The 22,563-nt window shown below is 58.0% G+C and carries 17 protein-coding genes; 6 read left to right on the forward strand and 11 right to left on the reverse strand.

Going from position 1 to position 22,563, the window contains the following annotated elements; genetic code table 11:
* Nucleotides 1-13 precede the first annotated feature (13 nt).
* The 5 genes from RGV06_RS19145 to tadA all read left to right on the forward strand — a co-directional run bounded on the left by RGV06_RS19145 (nt 14) and on the right by tadA (nt 6,122).
* A complete protein-coding gene (locus RGV06_RS19145) occupies nt 14-1,237 on the forward strand; it encodes a maltoporin (protein ID WP_019823619.1) in 1,224 nt (407 codons plus the stop codon).
* 59 nt (nt 1,238-1,296) lie between these two features.
* On the forward strand, nt 1,297-3,822 hold the full coding sequence (gene ptsP, locus RGV06_RS19150; protein ID WP_322150895.1) for a phosphoenolpyruvate--protein phosphotransferase: 2,526 nt from the start codon (nt 1,297-1,299) through the stop codon (nt 3,820-3,822).
* 2 nt (nt 3,823-3,824) lie between these two features.
* Nucleotides 3,825-4,100, forward strand: a complete 276-nt coding sequence (locus RGV06_RS19155) for a PTS transporter subunit EIIB (RefSeq protein ID WP_019823617.1) — start codon at nt 3,825-3,827, stop codon at nt 4,098-4,100.
* Nucleotides 4,101-4,248: 148 nt separating this feature from the next.
* Complete coding sequence (locus RGV06_RS19160; protein WP_322150897.1) at nt 4,249-5,625, forward strand: multicopper oxidase family protein; 1,377 nt, start codon at nt 4,249-4,251, stop codon at nt 5,623-5,625.
* The gene (gene tadA / locus RGV06_RS19165; protein ID WP_019823615.1) at nt 5,625-6,122 is read left to right on the forward strand and encodes a tRNA adenosine(34) deaminase TadA; all 498 of its coding nucleotides are present in this window, start codon (nt 5,625-5,627) and stop codon (nt 6,120-6,122) included. Before RGV06_RS19160 ends, tadA begins: the two co-directional genes overlap by 1 nt.
* A gap of 283 nt (nt 6,123-6,405) precedes the next feature.
* On the opposite strand, the gene cmoB is transcribed toward tadA, so the two are convergent.
* The 11 genes from cmoB to RGV06_RS19225 form a co-directional block, all read right to left on the reverse strand.
* Nucleotides 6,406-7,362, reverse strand: coding sequence for a tRNA 5-methoxyuridine(34)/uridine 5-oxyacetic acid(34) synthase CmoB (cmoB, locus tag RGV06_RS19170; RefSeq protein ID WP_322150900.1), 957 nt, complete (start codon nt 7,360-7,362; stop codon nt 6,406-6,408).
* Nucleotides 7,359-8,102 carry a carboxy-S-adenosyl-L-methionine synthase CmoA gene (gene cmoA / locus RGV06_RS19175; protein WP_019823612.1) on the reverse strand — a complete coding sequence of 248 codons (744 nt, stop codon included), beginning with the start codon at nt 8,100-8,102 and terminating at the stop codon, nt 7,359-7,361. Before cmoA ends, cmoB begins: the two co-directional genes overlap by 4 nt.
* 84 nt (nt 8,103-8,186) lie before the next feature.
* Nucleotides 8,187-8,822: a lysoplasmalogenase gene (locus RGV06_RS19180; protein ID WP_198820838.1), complete on the reverse strand. Its 636-nt coding sequence runs from the start codon at nt 8,820-8,822 to the stop codon at nt 8,187-8,189.
* A gap of 1 nt (nt 8,823) precedes the next feature.
* Complete coding sequence (locus tag RGV06_RS19185; protein ID WP_019823610.1) at nt 8,824-9,216, reverse strand: protease inhibitor I42 family protein; 393 nt, start codon at nt 9,214-9,216, stop codon at nt 8,824-8,826.
* Between the two features lie 75 nt (nt 9,217-9,291).
* Nucleotides 9,292-9,786, reverse strand: a complete 495-nt coding sequence (locus RGV06_RS19190) for a hypothetical protein (RefSeq protein WP_322150903.1) — start codon at nt 9,784-9,786, stop codon at nt 9,292-9,294.
* Nucleotides 9,787-10,029: 243 nt separating this feature from the next.
* Complete coding sequence (gene lon, locus RGV06_RS19195; RefSeq protein WP_019823608.1) at nt 10,030-12,459, reverse strand: endopeptidase La; 2,430 nt, start codon at nt 12,457-12,459, stop codon at nt 10,030-10,032.
* A gap of 281 nt (nt 12,460-12,740) precedes the next feature.
* Nucleotides 12,741-13,928, reverse strand: a complete 1,188-nt coding sequence (locus RGV06_RS19200) for an MFS transporter (RefSeq protein ID WP_322150904.1) — start codon at nt 13,926-13,928, stop codon at nt 12,741-12,743.
* A 70-nt stretch (nt 13,929-13,998) separates the two neighbouring features.
* A complete protein-coding gene (locus RGV06_RS19205; RefSeq protein ID WP_019823605.1) occupies nt 13,999-15,234 on the reverse strand; it encodes an aminotransferase class I/II-fold pyridoxal phosphate-dependent enzyme in 1,236 nt (411 codons plus the stop codon).
* 294 nt (nt 15,235-15,528) lie between these two features.
* Nucleotides 15,529-17,946 (reverse strand): glucose/quinate/shikimate family membrane-bound PQQ-dependent dehydrogenase, encoded by a 2,418-nt coding sequence (locus RGV06_RS19210; protein WP_322150907.1) that lies wholly within the window; start codon nt 17,944-17,946, stop codon nt 15,529-15,531.
* Between the two features lie 130 nt (nt 17,947-18,076).
* The gene (locus tag RGV06_RS19215; protein ID WP_322151927.1) at nt 18,077-19,441 is read right to left on the reverse strand and encodes a carbohydrate porin; all 1,365 of its coding nucleotides are present in this window, start codon (nt 19,439-19,441) and stop codon (nt 18,077-18,079) included.
* A gap of 629 nt (nt 19,442-20,070) precedes the next feature.
* Nucleotides 20,071-22,107: a TonB-dependent receptor gene (locus tag RGV06_RS19225; RefSeq protein WP_322150909.1), complete on the reverse strand. Its 2,037-nt coding sequence runs from the start codon at nt 22,105-22,107 to the stop codon at nt 20,071-20,073.
* Nucleotides 22,108-22,326: 219 nt separating this feature from the next.
* On the opposite strand from RGV06_RS19225, the gene RGV06_RS19230 reads away from it, so the two are divergent.
* Entirely contained in the window at nt 22,327-22,557 is a 231-nt protein-coding gene (locus tag RGV06_RS19230) for a VF530 family DNA-binding protein (RefSeq protein ID WP_019823597.1), read from the forward strand.
* The last annotated feature ends 6 nt before the right edge of the window (nt 22,558-22,563 follow it).

A 22,563-nucleotide genomic window follows, 5' to 3' on the forward strand; every position in this document is an offset into this window, starting at 1 on the left:
AAAAGGTCGTTCCATGAAATCTTCACTCAACCACAGCATTTGCATCGCCAGCCTGTGCCTGCTGGCACCGCTTTCAGCCAGTGCCCTGGAATTTGCCGGATACCTGCGAAGTGGTGTGGGCAACTCACTCAATGGCGGCAAGCAATCGTGCTTCAAACTGCCCGGTGCCGAGGCCAAATACCGGCTGGGCAACGAATGTGAGCAGTACGCCGAGCTTGAACTGCGCCAGGACGTGTACAGCTTCGACGACGGCTCGGTGCTGAGCGTCGATGGCATGGCTTCGTTGTACAACCAATACGACCGACAACTGACCTTTCAAGGCGACAACGGATCGGCTCGCCTGCCGCAGTTGTACGCGCAGTGGTCCAACCTGCCGAGCCTCAACGGTGGCTCGCTGTGGGCCGGGCGACGCTACTACAAGCGTAACGACATCCATATTTCCGACTTCTACTACTGGAACCAGAGCGCCACGGGTGCCGGGATCGAGGACGTGTTGATCGGGGGCCTCAGATACAGCTACGCCCTGTCGCGCAAAGACAACCTCTACCAGGAAAACTACGTGACCCGTCACGACTTCAACGTGGCCGGTTTCAATACCAATCCGGGCGGCGAACTGGAGTTTGGTCTCAGTTACCTGGACAAGCCCGAGCGTACTGATGCCCATAGCGGCTGGGCCATTACTGCGCAGCATGTGCAAAGTGAATTCCTGGGCGGCAAGAACAAACTTGCCGTGCAATATGGCGAAGGCTCCGGCACCGGGCTGGGTTACACCGGTGACTATCGTCTCGATAACAGCAGCAAGCGATACCGGATTGTCGAGTTTTTCGACTGGCAACTGACGCCGCGTTTCGGTGGACAGATCGAGGCGGTGTACCAGAAGGATTTTCGCCCTGACGGTGGCAATCAGGAGTGGCTATCCCTGGGCGTGCGCCCGGCCTACGCGATCACCGAACAGTTCAAATTGGTAACCGAACTGGGGCACGATCAAGTCAAGGCAGCGGACGGCACGCGCAAGCTGAGCAAGTTCACCTTCGCACCCACCTGGTCACCTAAGGGGCCGGGCTTTTGGACACGTCCTGAAGTGCGTTTGTACTACACCTATGCAAGCTGGAACGCTGCCGCACAACGCGCAGCCAATGAGTTGGACGCCGGTTCAGCCTTGTCCGATACCGGTTCATTCGGCACGGCACGGCATGGCTCAAACGCAGGCTTGCAAGTCGAGTACTGGTGGAAATAAGCGGGCTGTCGGAGCTCGTGCTCCATCGGCATTTAACCGAATCAACTGCAGGTGAAGTCATGGTCACATCCCAACAACTGGAATTGCTGGCGCCCCTGTCGGGTGTGCTGATGGCGCTGGAGAACGTGCCCGATCCGGTGTTTGCCAGCCGCCTGATTGGCGACGGTCTGTGTATCGATCCAACGTCGCAGGTGCTCTGCGCGCCGCTGGCCGGGGTGATCAGCAACCTGCAGCACACCGGGCACGCTGTGAGCATCACGGGCGACAACGGCGTTCAGGTATTGCTGCACATCGGGCTCGATACGGTGAGCCTGGGCGGTAAAGGTTTCACCCCGTTGGTTGAGGAGGGCCAGCAGGTGACGGCGGGGCAGGCGCTGATTGAGTTCGACGCGGACTTTATCGCGCTGCATGCCCGCAGCCTGTTGACCCTGATGCTGGTGGTGAGCGGCGAAAGCATTGCCCCGAGGGGCTTGGTGAGCGAGCTGGTTGAAAGCGGGGAGCCGGTGTTGTGCGTGCAGATGGCTCAGGCTGAGGCAGTGACAGAAGATCTGGCCACGGCTGCACAACGTTCAGCGCCACAAGACTTGCCGAATGCCAACGGCCTGCATGCTCGCCCGGCAGCGGTCTTCGCCCAGGCCGCGAAAGGCTTTGCGTCAAGCATCCATCTGCATAAGCAGGACGAGAGCGCCAATGCCAAGTCGCTGATCGCGATCATGGCCTTGCAGACGGTTCATGGTGACAGTGTGTATCTTAGCGCTGCGGGTGCTGATGCCGATCAAGCCCTTAAGGTGTTGTCCGAACTGCTGGCGTCCGGTTGCGGCGAAACGGTTAGGGCCGTCACCGTCGAGCCATCGCCCGTTGTTACATCTGAACCGGTTGCAACCGATGTGTTGCGCGGGGTGTGCGCATCACCGGGTTCGGCCTTCGGTCATGTGGTTCAGCTCAACGAACGCGCGCTGCACATCACGGAGTTTGCGTCCCATGCTCAGACCGAGAGCGACCATTTAAAGCAGGGCCTGGCCGATGCCAACGCTGCGCTGCAAATGCTGTGTGACAACGCTGCGGGCAAGGCTCAGGCCGAGATTTTCAAGGCCCATCAAGAGTTGCTTCAGGACCCGGGCTTGCTGGAGCAGGCCTATGCGCTGATCGAGCAGGGCAAGAGCGCAGCATTCGCCTGGCAAAGCGCCACGCAGGCCACCTCGACACTGTTCAAAAGTCTGGGCAGTCACTTGCTGGCCGAGCGTGCGCTGGATCTGGAGGACGTCGGCCAGCGGGTTCTCAAGTTGATGCTGGGCGTGCAGGACAGCGCGCTGGAGTTACCCAACCACGCCATTCTGATTGCCGAACAACTGACCCCATCACAGACTGCCTCGCTGGATACCCGCAAAGTGGCGGGTTTTGCCACCGTCGGTGGAGGCGCCACCAGCCATGTTGCGATTTTGGCCCGGGCACTGGGCTTGCCGGCGATGTGCGCAATGTCGCACCCGGTGCTGGCGCTGGCCAATGGTACGCCCGTCGTGCTCGATGCTGATCGGGCAGAGCTGCTCCTGAACCCGGCCCCTGAACGCATCCAGCAACTCACTCTTCAGCGTGCCCGGCAGCACGAGCGCCAGCAGCGGGACCTGCAGCAGGCGGCTTTGGCGGCCTGCACCCTGGACGGGCGGCATGTTGAAGTCAGTGCCAATATCGCGTCCCTGGCTGAAGCCGAGCAAGCAGTGGTCCTCGGCGCGCAAGGCGTGGGCTTGTTGCGCTCCGAATTTTTGTATCTGGAGCGCAACAGCGCTCCAAGCCACGAGGAGCAGGTGTCCACCTACAGTGCTATCGCGCGTATCGTGGGGGCTGAGCACAACCTGGTGGTACGCACGCTGGATGTGGGGGGCGACAAACCTCTGGCTTACGTACCGATGGAGCACGAAGCCAATCCGTTCTTGGGCATGCGCGGGATTCGCCTGTGCCTGGAACGTCCTCAATTGCTGCGTGAGCAGTTCAGCGCGATTCTGGCCAGTGCCGACCTGACCCGCTTGCACATCATGCTGCCCATGGTTACCCAATTGTCTGAGTTGCGCCTGGCCCGCCAATTACTGGAAGAACAGGCCCAGGCGTTGGGGATCACCACACTGCCCAAGCTTGGGATCATGATCGAAGTGCCGGCGGCTGCCCTGATGGCGGATTTATTTGCGCCGCTGGTCGACTTTTTCTCCATCGGCACCAACGACCTGACCCAGTACACCTTGGCGATGGATCGTGATCATCCGCGTCTGGCCAGCCAGGCGGACAGCTTGCACCCGGCGGTATTGCGTCTGATCGCCACCACGGTCAAGGCCGCCCATGCTCATGGCAAATGGGTTGGCGTGTGCGGTGCGCTGGCCTCCGAGACGCTGGCGGTGCCGGTGTTGCTGGGGCTGGGGGTTGATGAATTGTCAGTAAGCGTGCCGTTGATACCGACGATCAAGGCCCGGGTCCGCGAGCTTGATTTTTCGGCGTGCCAGACCCTGGCGCAGCACGTGCTGGGGCTCGAAAGTGCCGAGCAGGTGCGAGCCTCATTGCAGCCGCTGGTGCAGCCCATGACCGAGTTGGAGTACTGAACATGTTCGATAAATGGCATCAGGCATTCTGGAAGGCACTGACCCCGGACCTTGTGGCGGATGAGCCCGCCAGAGCGGCAACGACACTGGACGACCCTGTATTGGCGGCCCTGGGGGGCGCCAGCAACGTCAAGTCCGAGCAGCGCGTGGCGTTGACCCGTATCCGCGTCGAGCTTGAGGATGTCACCCGCATGGACCCGCAGGCGCTACGCAAGGCGGGTGTGCCGGGCGTCATGACTCTGTCGGGTGGTGTGGTGCATTTGGTGGTGGGGTTGTAAACCCGGGGCCCGCTCCCACAGGGTGTGTGTTTGCCTGCCAACTGTGACCCTTCGCCACCCCGCCCTTACTGTTTCGCAATTGCAGGTGTATCGTATTCGCCTTTTGCGGGCGTCACGTCCGCGCTGGCTACGAGAGGTAGTTGAATCCATGTCCTTTACCCGTCGACAAATACTCGGTGGTTTGGCCGGCCTGGTAGTGGTGGGTGTTGGCGCAGGAGGCGCTTCGCGTTACTGGCTGGGCAAGGTGGCCGCAGAAAATGCAGGTCACGATTACGAGCTGATTTCCGCTCCACTGGATGTCGAACTGGTGCCGGGTCATCAGACCCAGGCCTGGGCCTTTGGCCCTTCGGCGCCCGGTACCGAGCTGCGTGTGCGTCAGGGGGAGTGGCTGCGGGTGCGCTTTATCAACCACCTGCCGGTCGCGACCACCATTCATTGGCATGGCATCCGCCTGCCGCTGGAAATGGACGGCGTACCCTATGTCTCGCAATTGCCGGTACTGCCCGGTGAATATTTCGATTACAAATTCCGCGTGCCGGATGCGGGCAGCTTTTGGTATCACCCGCACGTCAACAGCAGTGAAGAGCTGGGGCGTGGCCTGGTCGGGCCGCTGATCGTTGAAGAGCGCGAGCCTACCGGTTTCAAGCACGAACGTACCCTGAGCATCAAAAACTGGCATGTGGATGAAGAGGGTGGCTTCTTGCCGTTCAGCATCACCCGCGAAGCGGCGCGTGGCGGTACAGCCGGTCGACTGTCGACGATCAACGGCAGCCATGTGCCGACCATTGAGTTGCCAGCCGGGCAGATCACCCGGGTGCGGATCCTCAATCTCGACAACACGCTGACCTATCGCCTGAATATCCCCGGCGTGGAAGCCAGGATCTACGCGCTGGACGGCAACCCCATCGAGCCGAGGCCGTTGGGCAAGGATTACTGGCTGGGGCCGGGCATGCGCATTTGCCTGGCGATCAAGGCTCCGGCTGTGGGGGAGGAGCTGTCCTTGCGTGACGGTCCGGTACGCTTGGGCACCTTGCGCTCGGTAGCCGGCAATGATGCGCCGAGCGAATGGCCGCCTGCATTGCCTGCCAACCCGATTGCCGAGCCCGACGTTGCCAGCGCCGAGAAGATCAACTTCAACTTTGAGTGGGTCGGTTCGGTGTCCGAGGATCTTGGCCCTGATCAGCCGCCAAGCTTGTGGCAGATCAATGGCATTGCCTGGGACATCAAGGACAAGACCTGCGCTGACCGCCCCATTGCCAAGCTCAAATTGGGCCAGAGCTACATTTTTGAGCTCAAGAACATGACCCAGTACCAGCACCCGATCCATTTGCACGGCATGAGCTTCAAGGTGCTGGCGTCCAACCGCAAAAAGATCATTCCGTACTTCACCGACACTTACCTGTTGGGCAAAAACGAGCGTGCCCGGGTGGCGCTGGTGGCGGATAATCCCGGCGTGTGGATGTTCCACTGCCATGTGATTGACCACATGGAAACCGGCCTGATGGCCGCTATTGAGGTTTCCTGATGCGACAAGGGCGTCAACCCCAGATCATCGACCGCAGCCGCGATCAAGACTTTATGCGCGAAGCGCTGGCCCTGGCGGCTCAGGGTGCAGCGCTGGGTGAAGTGCCGGTGGGCGCGGTTGTGGTGCAGAACGGTGAGATCATCGGTCGCGGCTTCAATTGCCCGATCAGCGGCAGCGACCCCAGCGCCCATGCCGAGATGGTTGCCATCCGCGCGGCGGCGACAGCAGTCAGCAACTATCGGTTACCGGGCAGCACGCTCTACGTCACGTTGGAACCGTGCAGCATGTGCGCAGGGCTGATCGTTCATTCCAGGGTGGCGCGGGTGGTTTACGGCGCGCTGGAGCCCAAGGCCGGGATTGTGCAAAGTCAGGGTCAGTTTTTCACCCAGGGCTTTCTCAATCACCGTGTCCTGTTCGAAGGCGGGGTGCTGGCTGAAGAGTGCGGGGCGGTTCTGAGCGAGTTCTTCAAGGCCAGACGAGCCAAACCGACGTTGTAGCCGCTGCCGGGCAGCTACTTCAACTTCACCCGCAGAACTCGAGCCTTGCAGGGATTATTGTGGGAGCGAGCCTGCTCGCGATGCAGACGACGCGGTTTATCCGAATGATCGCGGTGATCCCTTCGCGAGCGGGCTCGCTCCCACTTCAACTTTGGCGCCCTGAAGAGTCGAACTTGCAGGGATTATTGTGGGAGCGAGCCTGCTCGCGATGCAGGCAACGCGGTTTATCCGAACGATCGCGGTGATGCCTTCCCACAGGGGAGGGGGGAGGTACCGGTATTGCTTACTTCCTCGCGACTATCACCGCCCGCATCGGTGCCGGCAGGCCTTCGATGGTTTTGCTGTGGTCGTTGGGGTCAAGGTAGTCGCTCAGTGACTGGAATTTCATCCACTCGGTTGCGCGCTGTTCTTCGACCGTGGTGACGCTGACGTCCACACAGCGCACGTCGCTGAAACCCGCGCGGCGCAACCAGCGTTCAAGTGCCGGGATCGAAGGCAGAAACCACACGTTGCGCATCTGTGCGTAGCGGTCTTCCGGCACCAGCACCTGATTCACATCACCTTCAATCACCAGGGTTTCCAGCACCAGTTCGCCGCCTTTGACCAGGCAGTCTTTCAAGGCCAGCAAATGCTCGATGGGTGAGCGACGGTGGTAGAACACACCCATGGAAAACACGGTGTCGAAGCCTTCCAGGTTGGCCGGCAGGTCTTCGAACGGGAAGGGCAGGTGCCACGCGGCTTCTTGCTGCAAGAACCGTTGCACGGCCTGGAACTGGCAGAAGAACAGCCAGTTGGGGTCCACCCCGATCACGCTATGAGCACCGGCGCCAAGCATGCGCCACATGTAGTAACCATTGCCGCAGCCCACATCGAGGATGCGCTTGTGCTTAAGGTCGATGTGCGGTGCCACTCGTGACCATTTCCAGTCCGAGTGCCATTCGGTATCAACGTGCACCCCAAACAGGTCGAACGGGCCTTTGCGCCACGGCGACAGGCCCATGAGTGCCTTGCGCATCTGCACACGGGTTTCGTCGTCGCACTCGGTGTCCAGGGTCAGGCCATTGAGCAGATCGATTGTGCTCGGTTTGACGTTGGGCAACGCATCCAGCGCGCTTTGCCAGCGCTCCAGATCGCCGTGGCCTTTCTCCATTTTGACGTCGAGCTGGGCCTGCAGGGTGTTGGCCCATTCAGCCAGTGGAGTGCCGGCCAGACGCCGGGCTAGTGGGGACAGATCAATCATGGCAAGGCAATCAACGAGGCAAAGTTAAGACACTGGAACCACGGCACGACTTTCGAGAACCCGGCGGCCAGCAGGCGTTCGCGGTGTTCTTCGAGGCTGTCGGGCTTCATGACGTTTTCGATGGCGCTGCGCTTTTGCGCAATCTCCAGATCGCTGTAGCCATTGGCGCGTTTGAAGGCAACGTGCAGGTCGGTCAGCAGCGCGTGCTCTTGGGGATCACTGAAGCGCAGTTTTTCCGAGAGGATCAAGGCGCCGCCGGGCAGCAACGACTGTCGAATCCGCCCAAGCAGTGCCAGACGCTCATCCGGGGCTATAAATTGCAGGGTGAAGTTCAGCGCAACCACTGACGCGGGCTCAAACTCCAGGGCCAGTATGTCGCCCTCGATCACGTCAACCGGCAACAACTCCTGGAACATCGAGTTCTGCCCGTTGAGGTATTCGCGACAGCGCTCGACCATCGCCGCCGAGTTGTCTACTGCAATGACCTTGCACCCTTCAGTACGCACATGTCGGCGCAGCGCCTGGGTCACTGCACCCAGCGAGCTGCCCAAGTCGTACAGGACGCTGTTGGGCTGGGCAAACTGTGCCGCGAGTACGCCGAGGTTTTCGACAATGGTCGGGTAGCCGGGCACCGAGCGCTTGATCATGTCCGGGAACACCCGCACCACGTCTTCGTTGAAGGCGAAGTCCGGCACCTGGGCCAGGGGCTGGGCGAAAATACGGTCGGGTTCTTTGCTCACGGCGGTTCCGGCGATGGGAAATTTTAAAGGGGCGGCATTTTAGCCAAGTTAGCGCCGGGATGCGCGCTCTGTCTGATAAACCGTTCAGCGTCTGCTCTGAGAAAACACCGAGGCGCCAATACCCCACTGGCCGAGCCAGTAAGTGAGAATGATCAGGTAGGGCGCTGCGCTGAAAGGATGCACGAAACGGTCGATTCCGATCAGGCTGTCCGAGACCACGAACGCCACCGCGCCTGCGGCTGCCAGCCAGGCCGAACGCGTGGGTACGCAGGTGCCAAGGCGGGCGAGGGCACGCCACAACATGGCGCTGATGGCCAGGGCGTAGACGCTCACCGGGATCAGCAAGTCGCCAAGGCCGCTTGAGGCCATCACGCTCAATAAACTGCCGCCGGCAAGCAGCGACAGCCCCAAAGGCAGCCAGGCCGGGCGACGGCAATCCACCAGGTAGGCCTTGAGGTAGGCCAGATGGGCGAGCAGAAATGCGCCAAGGCCAAATACAAAAAGGTCTTTAGGCCATGCCAGCAGAATGTCACCCAACAGGGAAAACAGCAGGCCGATACTGATCCAGCGACGAAAGGGGCTGGCCGGGGCATCCTGGAGCCAGCCGAGGAGCATCAGCACGGGCACCGGTTTGCTCAGCAAGCACAGTAGCGTGGCCTGCGTGCTCAAACCGAAGAGGTAAGTGCCCGCGGCGATCACCGCCAGAATCAGCCACCCCATATCAATTCACCGTGATTGCGCAATCGAATACCTGTGCGGGCTCGGCTTCGGGTTCCCAAGGTTGCTGCGAGGTCAGGCGCAGACGCCCGCTGCCTGGGGCAAACACCTGGAAGCGCCAGGTCGATAGCCCGCCGCTGCCCAGTAACTGGCCATTGTCACTGCTGGTATAGACCTCCGGGCCCAGGCTACGCAGTACGCCGCCCGCGGAGTCCTGAATGGCCCAGCGGTAACCGGTGGTGGGATTGCTGGGTAGCGAGACAATCAGATGCTGCCCTACGTGCAGTTGCTGGGGGCAGTCACTTTGTTCTTCGACGGTTACGTTGTGTGCAGGCTGTTGAGCGCAGGCCGCCAGCAGGCTGAGGCCAAGCACAGGGATAAGGCGTGCATAAAGCATTGAAGGCTCCGGTCAGACAAACACAGTGGCTCAGCATAACCCATGATAGGGGCTGCGCCATTTGTCGGCTGCCGATCAGAGACTGGCGTGGGGCGGGCTGATGGTGAAATCGCCACACATTTCGAGGCTGTTGCCGTTGTGGTCCAGGCCTTCCATTGTGAACAGCCGTGCGCTGTAGCAACTCTCGACCACACTCAGGTGCAAGGACCCTACGTCAGCCTGGTTCAAGTGATAAACAGGGTGCCCATCGACCTCAATGCATTCGATGTAGGTCATCGATTTGATGGGGCCGTGCTCGTCTCTTTTGAACAGATAAATGCCTGACTGGATATTGATGTCCAGGGTCAGGGTAACAGCGCGATAGCGGGTTGAACCGAAGTCATCGAACTCACCCGTGATGACAATTTTCTTTTGGCTGCTGGCAAATGTCATTTCCTGGGCAGTAAAAGCCGGGCGGTCGAGCAGCTCAGCCTTGAGCTCACCTCGGGTTCTAGGATTGAAAACCTTTTGCCCTGGTTCTTTCAGCCTGAGGACATCCGGGTTCTCATACACGGGATGATGAAGTGGCATAGTCGATACCAGCATTATTTTTGTGAGATTGGGCTCTATTAACGATGGAAAATGTACAGGTGTCTACTGTCAGAAGTGACAGTAGACGTGTCTAGAATAGATCTCACCGACCTGTTGCAGGCCAAAAAATGTGGGAGCGGGCTTGCTCGCGATGGTCATAGCCCGGTTTGCCTGACAAACCGTGCTGCCTGCATCGCGAGCAAGCCCGCTCCCACCCAAGTCAGTCAGCTACAAAAACAGTCTTTAAAACAACACTTTGGCGACATCGGTAAAGCGTTTGGCGAAGTGCACGGTAATCCCTTCTTTCAAGTAATCAGGCAGTTCTTCGAAGTGACCGCGGTTCGGTTCGGGCAGGATCAGTTCGTTGATTTTTTGTCTGCGCGCCGCAATTACTTTTTCACGTACACCGCCGATCGGCAAAACATGCCCGGTCAGGGTCAACTCGCCGGTCATGGCGATGCCTTTTTTCGGTGGCTGATTGCGCGCCAGTGACAGCAGGGCGCTGGCCATGGTTACACCTGCACTTGGGCCGTCTTTTGGCGTGGCGCCTTCAGGCACGTGCAAATGCACAAATGCCTCATCGAAAAACTTGGGGTCTCCGCCAAACTGTTTCAGGTTGGAGCTGATATAGCTGTAGGCGATTTCGGCAGACTCTTTCATTACCTCGCCCAGTTGCCCGGTCAGCTTGAAGCCGCGATTGAGGGTGTGTATGCGTGTTGCCTCAATGGGCAATGTCGCGCCACCCATGCTGGTCCAGGCCAGGCCTGTGATCACGCCGGTTCCGCTGATCACTTGCTCGTTACGGAACACCGGCATGCCCAGTGATGCTTCGAGGTCCTTGGGACCGATCTTGATCACTGCGTTCGGATCTTCCAGCAACTTGACCACGGCCTTGCGCACCAGTTTGCCCAGTTGTTTTTCAAGCTGGCGCACCCCGGCTTCGCGGGCATAACCGTCGATCACTGCGCGCAGGGCGCTGTCGCTGATGCTCAGGCTGTTTTTGGACACGCCTGCCTTCTCCAGCTGTTTTGGCCACAGGTGACGCTTGGCGATCGCGACCTTTTCTTCAGTGATGTAACCCGAGAGGCGAATGACTTCCATGCGGTCGAGCAAGGGGCCAGGGATCGAGTCCAGGGTGTTGGCAGTACAGACAAACAGCACTTTGGACAGGTCCAGACGCAGATCCAGGTAATGATCGAGGAAATCGACGTTCTGTTCAGGGTCCAGGGTTTCGAGCAAGGCAGACGCCGGGTCGCCCTGGAAGCTCTGCCCCATCTTGTCGATCTCGTCGAGCATGATGACCGGGTTCATTACCTCCACATCCTTGAGCGCCTGCACCAGCTTGCCCGGCTGGGCGCCAATGTAGGTGCGGCGATGGCCCTTGATCTCGGCCTCATCACGCATGCCGCCGACGCTGAAGCGGTAGAACGGTCGGCCCAGGGATTCTGCAATCGACTTGCCGACACTGGTTTTACCCACGCCCGGCGGGCCCACCAGCAACACAATCGAGCCGCTCACCGAGCCTTTGTAAGCGCCTACCGCGAGGAATTCGAGAATCCGGTTTTTAATGTCATCCAGGCCGGCATGGTGGGCATCAAGCACTTTGCGTGCGTGCTTGAGGTCGAGCTTGTCCTGGCCGAACACGCCCCACGGTACTGACGATGCCCAGTCCAGGTAGTTGCGGGTGACAGCGTATTCCGGCGACCCGGTTTCCAGGATCGACAGCTTGTTGAGTTCTTCATCGATGCGTTTTTGCGCCTGGGCTGGCAGTGTCTTGCCTTCAAGTCGCTGTTTGAATTGCTCGATATCGGCGCTGCGATCATCTTTGGTCAGCCCCAACTCCTGCTGGATCACCTTGAGCTGTTCTTTAAGGAAGAATTCGCGCTGATGTTCGCCGATCTTGAGGTTAACTTCGGCAGAAATCTCTTTTTGCAGCCGCGCGACTTCGACTTCCTTGCGCAGCATGGGCAGTACTTTCTCCATGCGTTTGAGCATGGGCACGCAATCGAGTACTTGCTGCAGCTCGTTGCCCGTGGCGGAGGTCAGTGCCGCCGCGAAGTCGGTGAGCGGCGACGGATCGTTGGGGCTGAAGCGGTTGAGGTAGTTTTTCAGCTCTTCGCTGTACAGCGGGTTGAGGGGCAACAGTTCTTTGATCGCATTGATCAGTGCCATGCCGTAAGCCTTGACCTCGTCGGAGGGGACTTTGGGCTGTTGCGGGTATTCGACCTCCACCAGATACGGCGGACGGTGATGTTTGAGCCATGTACTGATGCGCACGCGGGTCAGGCCCTGGGCCACGAATTGCAACTTGCCGTTTTCGCGGCTGGCGTGATGAACCTTCACCAGCGTCCCGTATTCCGGAAGGCTTTTGGTGTCGAAATGTCGAGGATCCTCAGGCGGCGTATCGACGAAAAACAGCGCCAGAGAATGATGAGGCGACTTGCTGACCAATTCGAGGGTTTCGGCCCAAGGCTCTTCATTAACGATGACCGGCAGAACTTGTGCCGGGAAGAACGGGCGATTGTGGATCGGGATGATGTACACCTTGTCCGGCAGGTTTTGCTCAGGCAACGCCAGCTCAGTCCCGCCAGAGTGGGGTTGGTGTTCGGATTCGGAGTGTTCTACATCGGTGTACTCAGTGGTGTTATCCGGAAATTCTTGCTGGTCGCTCATGGGGCACCTGCGCAATTGGGTATGGGTGTTAGATGGGGCGCGGTGCAAGTGGTTTCAATGGTGAACAGATTTTCATGGTCAATTGGCTTGTAGCCGCTGAGGAGCGAAGCGAGGCTGCGACGGGTTGCGTAGCGACCCTGTTTGAAGGTCCTTCGGCCCTTATCGCAGCCTGCGGCAGCGGTTACACGTTTTACTCAGGCCTTGGACATCAGTCATTTCGTACGACGCTTCGCCTTCATTTTCGTGAAGCATCCAAGAAACTCTCGATCCGTTTTAGGGAGTCAGCGTGATCTATGATTAGCCCTTCGTTCGCTCGGGTTGAAGGCGCTGAGCCCCCGTACCCCAGCGGCCAGCAGCAGGCAGATGGCGGCTAGATAAAGTGGGTTTTGAACATTTAGCAAACTGACAGTCACTCCTGCGAAGGCAGCTACCAACTGATGTATGAAGCCGCACAGCGCCATTGAATACGGTCCGCTGACAGGGGAGTGATCACTGGCTTGAGACAAGCTGATGGGGTAGCTGATGGCTTGGCAGAAAACGATTAAACAGTACGGCAACCAGAGTAGTGCTGCACACGTTGGGCTGGTAATCACGGCCAGTAACATCACGAGACTGGCAACAACCATAAGGCCGGTAGCGATGGCACTTAACTGCGATTGCCCGCGGATTAATACATGGCGATTGACGGTCAATGACCCCAGCAAGTAAGCCAGGCTCATGGCCCAACCCAATACGCCGTAATCGCTGGCCGACCACCTGTAAGTAGTTTGGAAAATGGATGGGGCAGCAGTGTTGAAACCAATGATGATTGCGTAACCCAGCCCTCCAATCAATGCGCAGCGCAGGAAGGGCGCATGACGAACGATTGTCAGGTAATGTCCCCAGCAAACGGCTGCGTAAGGTGTCTGTCGAACATTCGATAACCCACAATGAACAAGTCCAGCGAGAAGGGTGGCTGCAAGGGTCAGGCACCAGAAAATAACGGGCCAGCCAAAAGTGCTCATTAATATCGCCCCTGCGTATTGCCCAATCCCCAGTGAGACAACAAACGCTATGGATAACCAGGAAAGTACTTTGGCGAGTTGATCTCCCTTGAAGTGTTGCGCCACCAGGGAACGAGCCATTACCGACATCCCGCTGGCACCGAGCCCTTGCACGAAACGCAGGGACATAAACGTCTCGATCTGTTCACACACGGCCAGCAGGGCGCTACCCAAGCTGAACATCAATAACGACCCTATCAAGACCGGTTTGATCCCCCATGTGGCCCCCCACTTGCCCCATAGCAGCATCGGAACGGCCATGCCCCCCAGATACACAGGCAACGACAAAGACGTCAGGCTTTGAGTGGCGCTCAGTGATTGGGCAATAGACGGGAGCGCGGGCAAGTACATCATCATGCCCAGTTGCGCCAGGAACACCGCCATGCAGGCTATTACGGTTAATAAGCGCATGTGTGAATGAGGCATCAGTATCACTCGTAATGAAGTCGATGGCGGCTGAAGGTGTTGAAGAGTGGTGAACTCTAGTGTGGGTGGGTTAAATCGGACCAGGCAAGGTGTTGGCTTGCCAGTATCCCTGTATTAAGTTGCAAAATTTTATTATCAATTCAGCGTTCATATCTGCACGCAATGTTATTCGTATAGCAGACTGATGTTTGGCTACAACCGGGAAAAATACGGCAGCCGTAAAAAATCCATGATCAGCAAGATAGGAGGCTGCTTGAGTCGCTACTTCGGCCTCGCCACAGTGAATAAGTCGAATGGCTGTGAAGCTTCCTTGTTGTTTTGTTTTAATCAGGCTGTCGAACAGTTGTATGTTCGTGTGTAATTTGTTCTGCAGGAGGTTCAATTCATCAGTTTGGTGCAGCAGAATTGATGCTCGACCAGCTCCAATGGCCGCACTGTTTAAACTTTGTGACCAATTACTGGGACCGCCGTAGCGTAGGGTTTTTTGTTTGTGTTCAATATTTCCGAATATCACGACACCCCCGCTGGCACCAAAAGACTTTGCGAGGGATGCAACAATTATTGATTGGTCGTCCAATGTAGTCAGGTTGGATCTTACATGGCCTACACCGAGTCTACCTGTCGTCGATAACGAGTGAGAGTCATCCATGTAAATGAACATGCCGTACCGGTCTTTCAGGTATTGTATTTCTTCAATATTTGCGACGCCGCCCATGCTGTAGACACCATCGGCAATGTAGGCGACGAGTCGGTTTTTTTTGCACACGTCCTCTAAATAATTCATGTCGTTATGTGGGCAAGTCAGAATTTCTGTTTCATCTGCGCATGCTGCTTTTAAATGGTTCATTGAGTAGTGAGCGCTTTTGTCAAAGCACATGAGCGGAGCAGTATTGTTGGTGAACGTGCCAGATGCCAGCAAGGGGAGCACGCCTGCGCTTGCTGCGCTGCAAGAAAGTGTTGTCAGACAGTGTGCGGAAAAGAGAGCTGAAAGCTCCTGCTCATACAGTTCAAGAATATTGAGCTTGCAGCGGTTTTTAGAGTTCGGAATGCGCAAGGATCCGGTGCTTGTCAACGCGTCGATAGCACCTTTCAATAATGCGGGGTGGTAGTCAAGCCCAAGGTAAGAAGTGGTACAGAAATGATGGAAAAGTCGGTTGTGTTGATCTTTTAAATAGTTGGTGCTTTCTATTGTAACGTCAAGGTTTGAGATTTTCTCCAGTTCAGCAATTTTCCAGTGTGCATCTGCAGTGGATATCATTTTTTTGTAGTTGCTGAATTTGTTTTTTTGAACGTGTTCGTTGAGCATTTTCTTACTCCTTGGGTTATAGATGCTTTATCCAAGGGGCTATTTTTACTTTTGGTAATCAGTGTGTCTGTGGGAGGGAGGAACTTTTATTGTAAGAGGTTGCTGTTCATTATGGAGAAGCAGCCTACGAGGTTAAACTTTGCATAAGGTTGTTGGTGGGTGGTTTATTTTTGTTCTGAGAGAATGTTTTAAATCACAGGCATCATGTCTGTCCGGCATGCAGGGTATAAATCTACCCACAAAAAAAGGCGGCTATCTCTCGATAGCCGCCTTTCTCAAAACCCGCTGAAAAACTTACTCAGCCAGTTTAAACGCCATGACATAGTCACCTTTCTTGGTGCCCAGGCCGCCATGACCGCCCGCCATGACCAGCACGTATTGGGTGCCGTCCTTGCCGGTGTAGGTCATTGGTGTGGTCTGGCCGCCAGCAGGCAGGCGACCTTCCCACAGTAGCTTGCCGTTGCTTACATCGTAAGCACGCAGGTACTGGTCAAGGGTACCGCTCAGGAAGGCCACGCCACCCGCGGTGGTGAATGTGCCACCCAGGCTTGGAACGCCCATCGACAGCGGGATCGGAACCGGCGAGCTGTCACGCACGGTGCCGTTCTTGTGTTTCCAGATCAGGTTGTTGTTGGTCAGGTCGACCGCAGCAACATAACCCCACGCCGGTGCCTGGCAAGGCAGGCCGAGTGGCGACAGCAGGGGCTCCAGGATCACGCCGTAAGGCGAACCTTTGTTCGGTTGAACGCCGGAAGTTTCGCCTTTGCGCGGGCCCATTGCAGCCACGTCGGCCTGCGGTACCAGCTTGGAGGTGAACGCCATGTAGCTCGGGTTCAGGAATGCGATCTGGCGAACCGGGTCAACCGAGATGCCGCCCCAGTCGAACACGCCGAAGTTGCCTGGATAAACAATCGAACCTTGCAGCGATGGCGGGGTGTACATGCCGTCGTAACGCAGGGATTTGAACTGGATCCGGCACAGCATCTGGTCAAACGGGGTCACACCCCACATGTCACGCTCGGTCAGGACCGGCGGGATCATGTTCAGGTCCGAACGAGGCTGAGTCGGTGCAGTGTGGTCGCCTTCTACAGCGCCGCCCGGGGCAGGGATTTCGTTGATCGGCACAATGGCTTCGCCAGTGCGACGGTCAAGAACGTAGATGCTGCCTTGCTTGGTGGAAGCCAGCAGAGCCGGTTTCACGCCATCAGCGGTTTTAAGGTCCATCAGAGTCGGTTGACCACCCACGTCCATGTCCCACAGGTCATGGTGAGTGAGCGGACGATACCAGCGGACTTTACCGGTGTTGATGTCCAGGGCAGTTATGCCAGCAGCATAGCGCTCGGAATCTTCGGTGCGGTCGCCGCCGTATTGGTCTGGCGTCTGGTTGCCCATCGGCAGGTACAGCATGCCGAGGTCTTCGTCGACAGCGAACATCGACCACATGTTAGGCGAGTTGCGGGTGTAGGTTTCGCCTTCAGCAATCGGTGTGGTTTTTTCCGGGTTGCCGCTGTCCCAGTTCCAGACCAGCTTGCCGGTACGTACGTCGTACGCACGGATTACGCCAGATGGCTCGTCAGTGGAGATGTTGTCGGTCACGTGGCCGCCAATCACAACCAGATCTTTGGTCACGGCAGGTGGCGAAGTGGAGTAGTAGCCACCGGGTGCAAAATTACCGATGTTGTGACGCAGATCGACCGAACCGTTCACACCGAAGTCTTCACACACTTTACCGGTGTCGGCATTCAGTGCGATCAGGCGGGTGTCCGCAGTCGGCAGGAACAGGCGACGTGGGCACGAGTTGCTCGAAGTAGCAGCAGCAGGCTCGGCAGGGCTTTGCTCAGTGCTGACTTTGGCGTAGGCGTTTTCGTCGTGATAAGTCACGCCGCGGCAGGTCATGTGTGCCCAGCCTTTGAAGTTTTCAGCGTTCTGAGTGCTGATCTTCGGGTCGTAGCGCCAGATTTCCTTGCCGGTGTCCGGATCAAGGGCAATCACCTGGCTGTGCGGAGTACACACATACAGCATGCCGTTGACTTTCAGCGGGGTGTTCTCGGCAGTTGTTTCACCGGGATCGCCTTCACCTGGAATGTCACCGGTGCGGAATGTCCAGGCTGGAACCAGCTTGTGGGCATTTTGCGGGGTGATTTCTTTCAGCGGCGAGTAACGGTCACCATAGGCGGTACGACCGTAAGACTGCCAGTCACCATCCGGCATGGCCGGTGCAGTGTTGGTCATGCCTGGAACGGCTTCACGGTCCAGTTGACCTTTGACTTCACCGGGACTGGTGAACTGGCTGGCCAGTGCAGCCAGGCCTGCCAATACCACTGCAACGCTCAGCGCGCCGGTAGCAACAGGTGCGGACTGGCCGCGCAGTACCGGACGACGGAACCATGGCAGCAGCAGCACGATACCGATGGCGAACCATACGGCCAGACGTGGGACCAATTGCCACCAGTCCAGGCCGACTTCCATCAGTGCCCATACGGTGCTGGCGAACAATACCAGCGCGTACAGGGTCAGTGCCGCACGGCGCCCGGCAATCAGCAGCGCGCCCGACAAGCCAAAACCGATACCGGCCAGCAGGTAGTACCACGACCCGCCCAGCGTGACCAGTTTGATACCCCCGGCCAACATGGCCAGGCCCATTAGCAGCAGCAAGATACCGAGAAGGCTCGGTAGCAGGCGGCTTCGACTGAAAGCACCATCAGTGCTCATAGTGTGGTTCTCCGTTACGTTAGAGGTGTTCCAGCGAGGGCGTGTCTTCAAGGGACGAACCGACGCGGGAGTGAATCAGCTAAATAGGTTGTTGATCGCAACCTTCAAGGTTGCCGTTGCAGTCCGCTCGTCAGAACGAACTTTGAATTTTCAGACCGCCAATCAGCGCGTCATCCAGCTGGCTGACGCCACCCGGGTGGCGGATGTATTGCAGGTTCGGTCGAATGGTCAGCCAATGAGTTACGTGCACGCCGTAGTACAGTTCGGCGCTGTATTCAGTGTCCTGAGGCGGCAGGTAATCGGGATTGTCGAAATCGTAGATGGCGCGGGCCTGATTGGTGGCCTGGGCGTTCTTGCGATAAGCCGGGTTGACGTGAACCCGTGCCATGGCAAAGCCGATGTCATCCTTGGGCCGCGCATCGAATACGCCTTTGTAGACGACGCCCGCCTGAACATAGTTGTCCACGGCGTTGGTTTTCTTGTCGTGCAGGGTGGCATTGGCGAACACACTCAAGCCCCTCGACTGATCGCTGGCGCGGGTAGTGAGCTGCTGTTGCACACCCAGCCACATCCCATGTTTGCTCGAACTGCTGCGATACGCTTCACCCGTCAAGGCGGCAGGCTGGCCGTTGGAATCTTTGTAAGCATCTGTTGCTTTGGCATTACTGTAGTAGTAACCCGCTCGATATTCCCCTGGCAGGCCATTAATTTTTGGCGTCCACACCAGTTCAATCGGCAGCACTGCGCCTTGAGTACCACTCCCGCTGAGTTTGAATCCGTTGCCGCGATCCAGGTTCGACGGGTTTTGCTCATAGGCGCCGACCTGTGCGTACAGCTCCGGCGTCAGGTGATATTTGACCCGCAGTGCCCACTGGCTGACGGGCCAGTTGTACCAAATGCTGCCAGCCCAGTTACCCACCTGCGAGCCGCAGAACGCCAGGTTCTGGAAGTCGCACGGGAAGCTGTTGAAGTCTTCGCCCTGACCAAAGCGGCCGACCTTGATGTCGAGCTTCTGATCAAAGAACTTCTGCTGGTACCACATCTGCGTCAGGCGAGTGGTTTGACCGCGACCCCAGACTTCCTGGGCCGAGGTGAAACCGCCCACGCGTGGATCGTTGATGCGATCGTTGCTGATGTTGTTACCGCTGCGATGGGTAATCGTCAGTTGAAACTCGGCGTCGTCCCAGCCCAGGATCTTCTGCAGGTCCAGGTGTGTGCCCAGGCCGAACTGGTCGCTGTAACGCGCCGTGCGGTCATGATCGTAGCCGCCATGCAGGTTCGAGCCCACTTCGCCCACGTAGTCGAGAGAGAAGGCATAGCCCTGTTTTTCCAGTTCGCTGCGGGTGCCGCCCCAATCGCCGAGCATCCACTTGGAGTCGGAGTCAAAGGCGGGTGCTGCCTGCACGCAAGTAGCCAGGCCCAGAGCGGTGATACCGCCGATCAATGCCAGGGCTTTTTGCCCGGCAACAGGAAGCAGCGCGCTGTGTTTGCGCATATTCAGGAGTGTGGACATAAGTCGAGATGCGAGTCTTTATAGGTATGGCTGTGGCTGTGGGTAGCGCTGTCTTCAGAGGCAGGGCTTGCACTTCAGATTTAAGGGAGAATGAATCGTTTCAGCCCTTTATGTGGAAATGATAAGGCCCTGATACGTTTTGAAACAGCACTTTAAGTGACATGGATCATTTCGGATTTGGTAACAGTGTGCTGCGACGGTTCGTCTCAGAGGCTTTTTGCCTCACGTTCGGTGCTGTTGGCAGGTAATCCCGACCTGGGAGGGTGTTGAATAAATAGTGCCAGATTGCGGTTTTAACCTGGCCTCACAGGTCGTGCAGTGACTGCAAACGCCGGGAGGGGAGGGCGAGAGCTGTGGGAGCGAGCCTGCTCGCGAAGACCATTCGCGAGCAGGCTCGCTCCCACAGTGGAAGTCGCTTTGCAGTCGCGACGAGGGCCCCCCGCACTCTTCACCCAGCACCTCGCCTGCGAACAGGACACGGTGATTGAGAACGCCCCGGGTAAAAAACTGCCCCTGACTGTGCACAATCCCGGTCTTGGGCTCATGCGGCGAAGCAGTAAGCAATGTTGGCAAGGCCAGTTTTTTTGGGGCGGGTTGTAGGAGCCCCTTGCTTAGAACGTGGTGCGCAGGCCGACCTCGATACCGCGCCCGGGGGCGGGTGCGATATCACGCAAAATCGAGCTGGCATAACGCACGGTCTGGTTGGTCAAGTTGTCGCCCTTGACGAATGCCAGCCACTGACTGCTGCCTACATCGAAGTGATACCCGGCGCTGGCGCCCAAGGTGGTGTAGCCGTCCGTGCCCGATTCATTGTCCGGTACGCGGCCCTGATTGCTGGCGTGCTCAATGTCGACTCGTGCTTGCCAGCGATCCAGCTCCCATAGCAGACCACTGCTCAACCGTAACGGGGCAATGCGGGGTAACGCTTCGCCGGTGTCGAGGTTGGTGGCCCGTGTGTAGTCACCTGACAGCTCAAGGGCAAATTTGCCGTAAGCGCTTTCTCCAAGCTTCCAGTGATCCTTGGCTTCGAAGCCAGTGAATCGTGCCCGCACCCCGGAATAGGTGTACTCCGGAATCCCGTCGGCGTCGGGTTCGCCTTCGTCGTTCAGTGTACGACCTGTGCCCAACAGGCCTATGTAATTGGAGAAGTGGCTGTAGAACACGCCAACGCTGCCTTTGTGGGTGCCATTGTCAAAACGCAGCGCCAGATCACTGGACACGGCTTTTTCTTTCGACAGGTTGGCGTTGCCCACTTCATAGGTGCCGGTGGCGACGTGAGCGCCATTGGCGTAAAGCTCGTAGAACGTGGGGGCGCGTTCGGTGTAGCCCAGGGTGGCGGCCAGCGACCAGATCGGAGTAAGGGTGAACACTGCGCCTGAAGACAGGCTGCCTGCGGTAAAACTTTTGGAGCTGTCGGCCGCAGAAAAGCGCTCATTACCCTTGGCATCCGGGTCGACCACGGTACGCTCCAGGCGCCCGCCGAGGCTGAGTTTCAGTCGCTCGGTAGCTTGCAGCTCTTCGAGAATAAACAGCGCGCCGCTGTTGGTATCGGTCTGCGGCACGAAGGCTTCTTCGCCCAGGGCCGAGAACTCGTTGCGATTGACCTGTGCGCCGACCACCCCTTCCAGCGGGCCGATCGGCACATGGCGGGCTTCGACGCGGGCTTCGTAGCCCTTGTTCTTGAACGTGGTACCGACTTCGCCGCCTTCGATTTCGCGGTGTTCGTAATCGGTGTAGCCGGCATCCAGTTTCAGCGAGCTGAAAGGGCCCTGCAGGTTGCGTATCTCGGAGGCGAACGCGTAGTGATCCTGTTTCATGCGGATGCGTACGTCTTGTTCGGCCGGTGAGCCGTAATTGGCGTCATACGTGCTGTAGGACAGGCCTGCGTAACCGTCGTCCCACGTGTAGGAACCGCCCACTGCACCGCCGTCCTGGCGTCCATTGCTGTTGCCTAAACGGCCTTTCTTTTCGACACCGTCTTCGCTTTCAGGGGCGTGACGGCTACGGGCATAGCCCGGGATTTTCAGGTCATTGAATTCGCGGGCGTTGGCATCCAGGTGCAGGGCGAAGGTGCCATCACCCGCTTCCAGTTTGCCGGCACTGCTGCGGGTAGTGGCTGCGCCGCCGTAGCGCAGTTCGCCGGCGCCGTGAATGCCTTCGATGGCTTCGGTAGGGATGCGGTTATCGAAGGTGTTGACCACGCCGCCGATGGCATTGCCGCCGTACAACAAGGCCGCCGGGCCGCGCACGATTTCGATGCGCTCAACGTTGACCGGGTCCAGCGGCACCGCGTGATCGTAAGACAGTGACGAGGCATCCAGGGCACCGACGCCGTTGCGCAGGATGCGGATACGGTCGCCATCCAGCCCGCGAATGATCGGACGGCTGGCGCCCGGGCCGAAGTAGGAAGAAGACACGCCGGGCTGTTTATTGAGGGTTTCGCCCAAGCTACCTTGCTGTTGCAGGGTCAGGTCATCGCCTTCAAGCACCGTTGTGGGTGAGGCCAGTTGGCTGTTACCCAGCGGGTTGCCAGTAATGACTTGCGGTTGCAGTTCGAGGGCATAGGCCGGGGAGGCGAGCAGCAATGCGGTCGCGAGCGGTGTCAGGTGAAGGCGTCGCAGTTGACGCGGGAAGGCAGGGGAGGGCATTGCAAGTTCCTTGGCAAGGTGACGAAAGAAAGCGGCGCTGAGCGCTCTTTGAACTGAACGTTATAGTTACAATATAACATCACTTTAATGGTGTCCAAGCGGAACTTTCATTTGGGTGCCGGGTCACGGCTAGACTTGCTCCGTACCGAATGCACTTCCCCCTGAGCAGGTGCTCGGCTAAGGTGCGCGGCTTTCTCTCAATTGCTTTAAAGGCCCGGCATGACTGAATCCAACAACAACCCTTTGCACGGCGTGACGCTGGAACAGATCCTCACTGCGCTCGTGGCGCATTACGAGTGGGAAGGGCTGGCCGAGCGTATTGATATTCGTTGCTTCAAGAGCGACCCGAGCATCAAGTCGAGCCTGACGTTCTTGCGTAAAACACCGTGGGCGCGGGAAAAGGTCGAGAAGCTGTATGTGAAATATGCTCGTACCAAGCGCGAAATTTGATCGGCG

The organism is Pseudomonas sp. CCI3.1 (assembly GCF_034313985.1).
Classification (GTDB): Bacteria; Pseudomonadota; Gammaproteobacteria; order Pseudomonadales; family Pseudomonadaceae; genus Aquipseudomonas; species Aquipseudomonas psychrophila.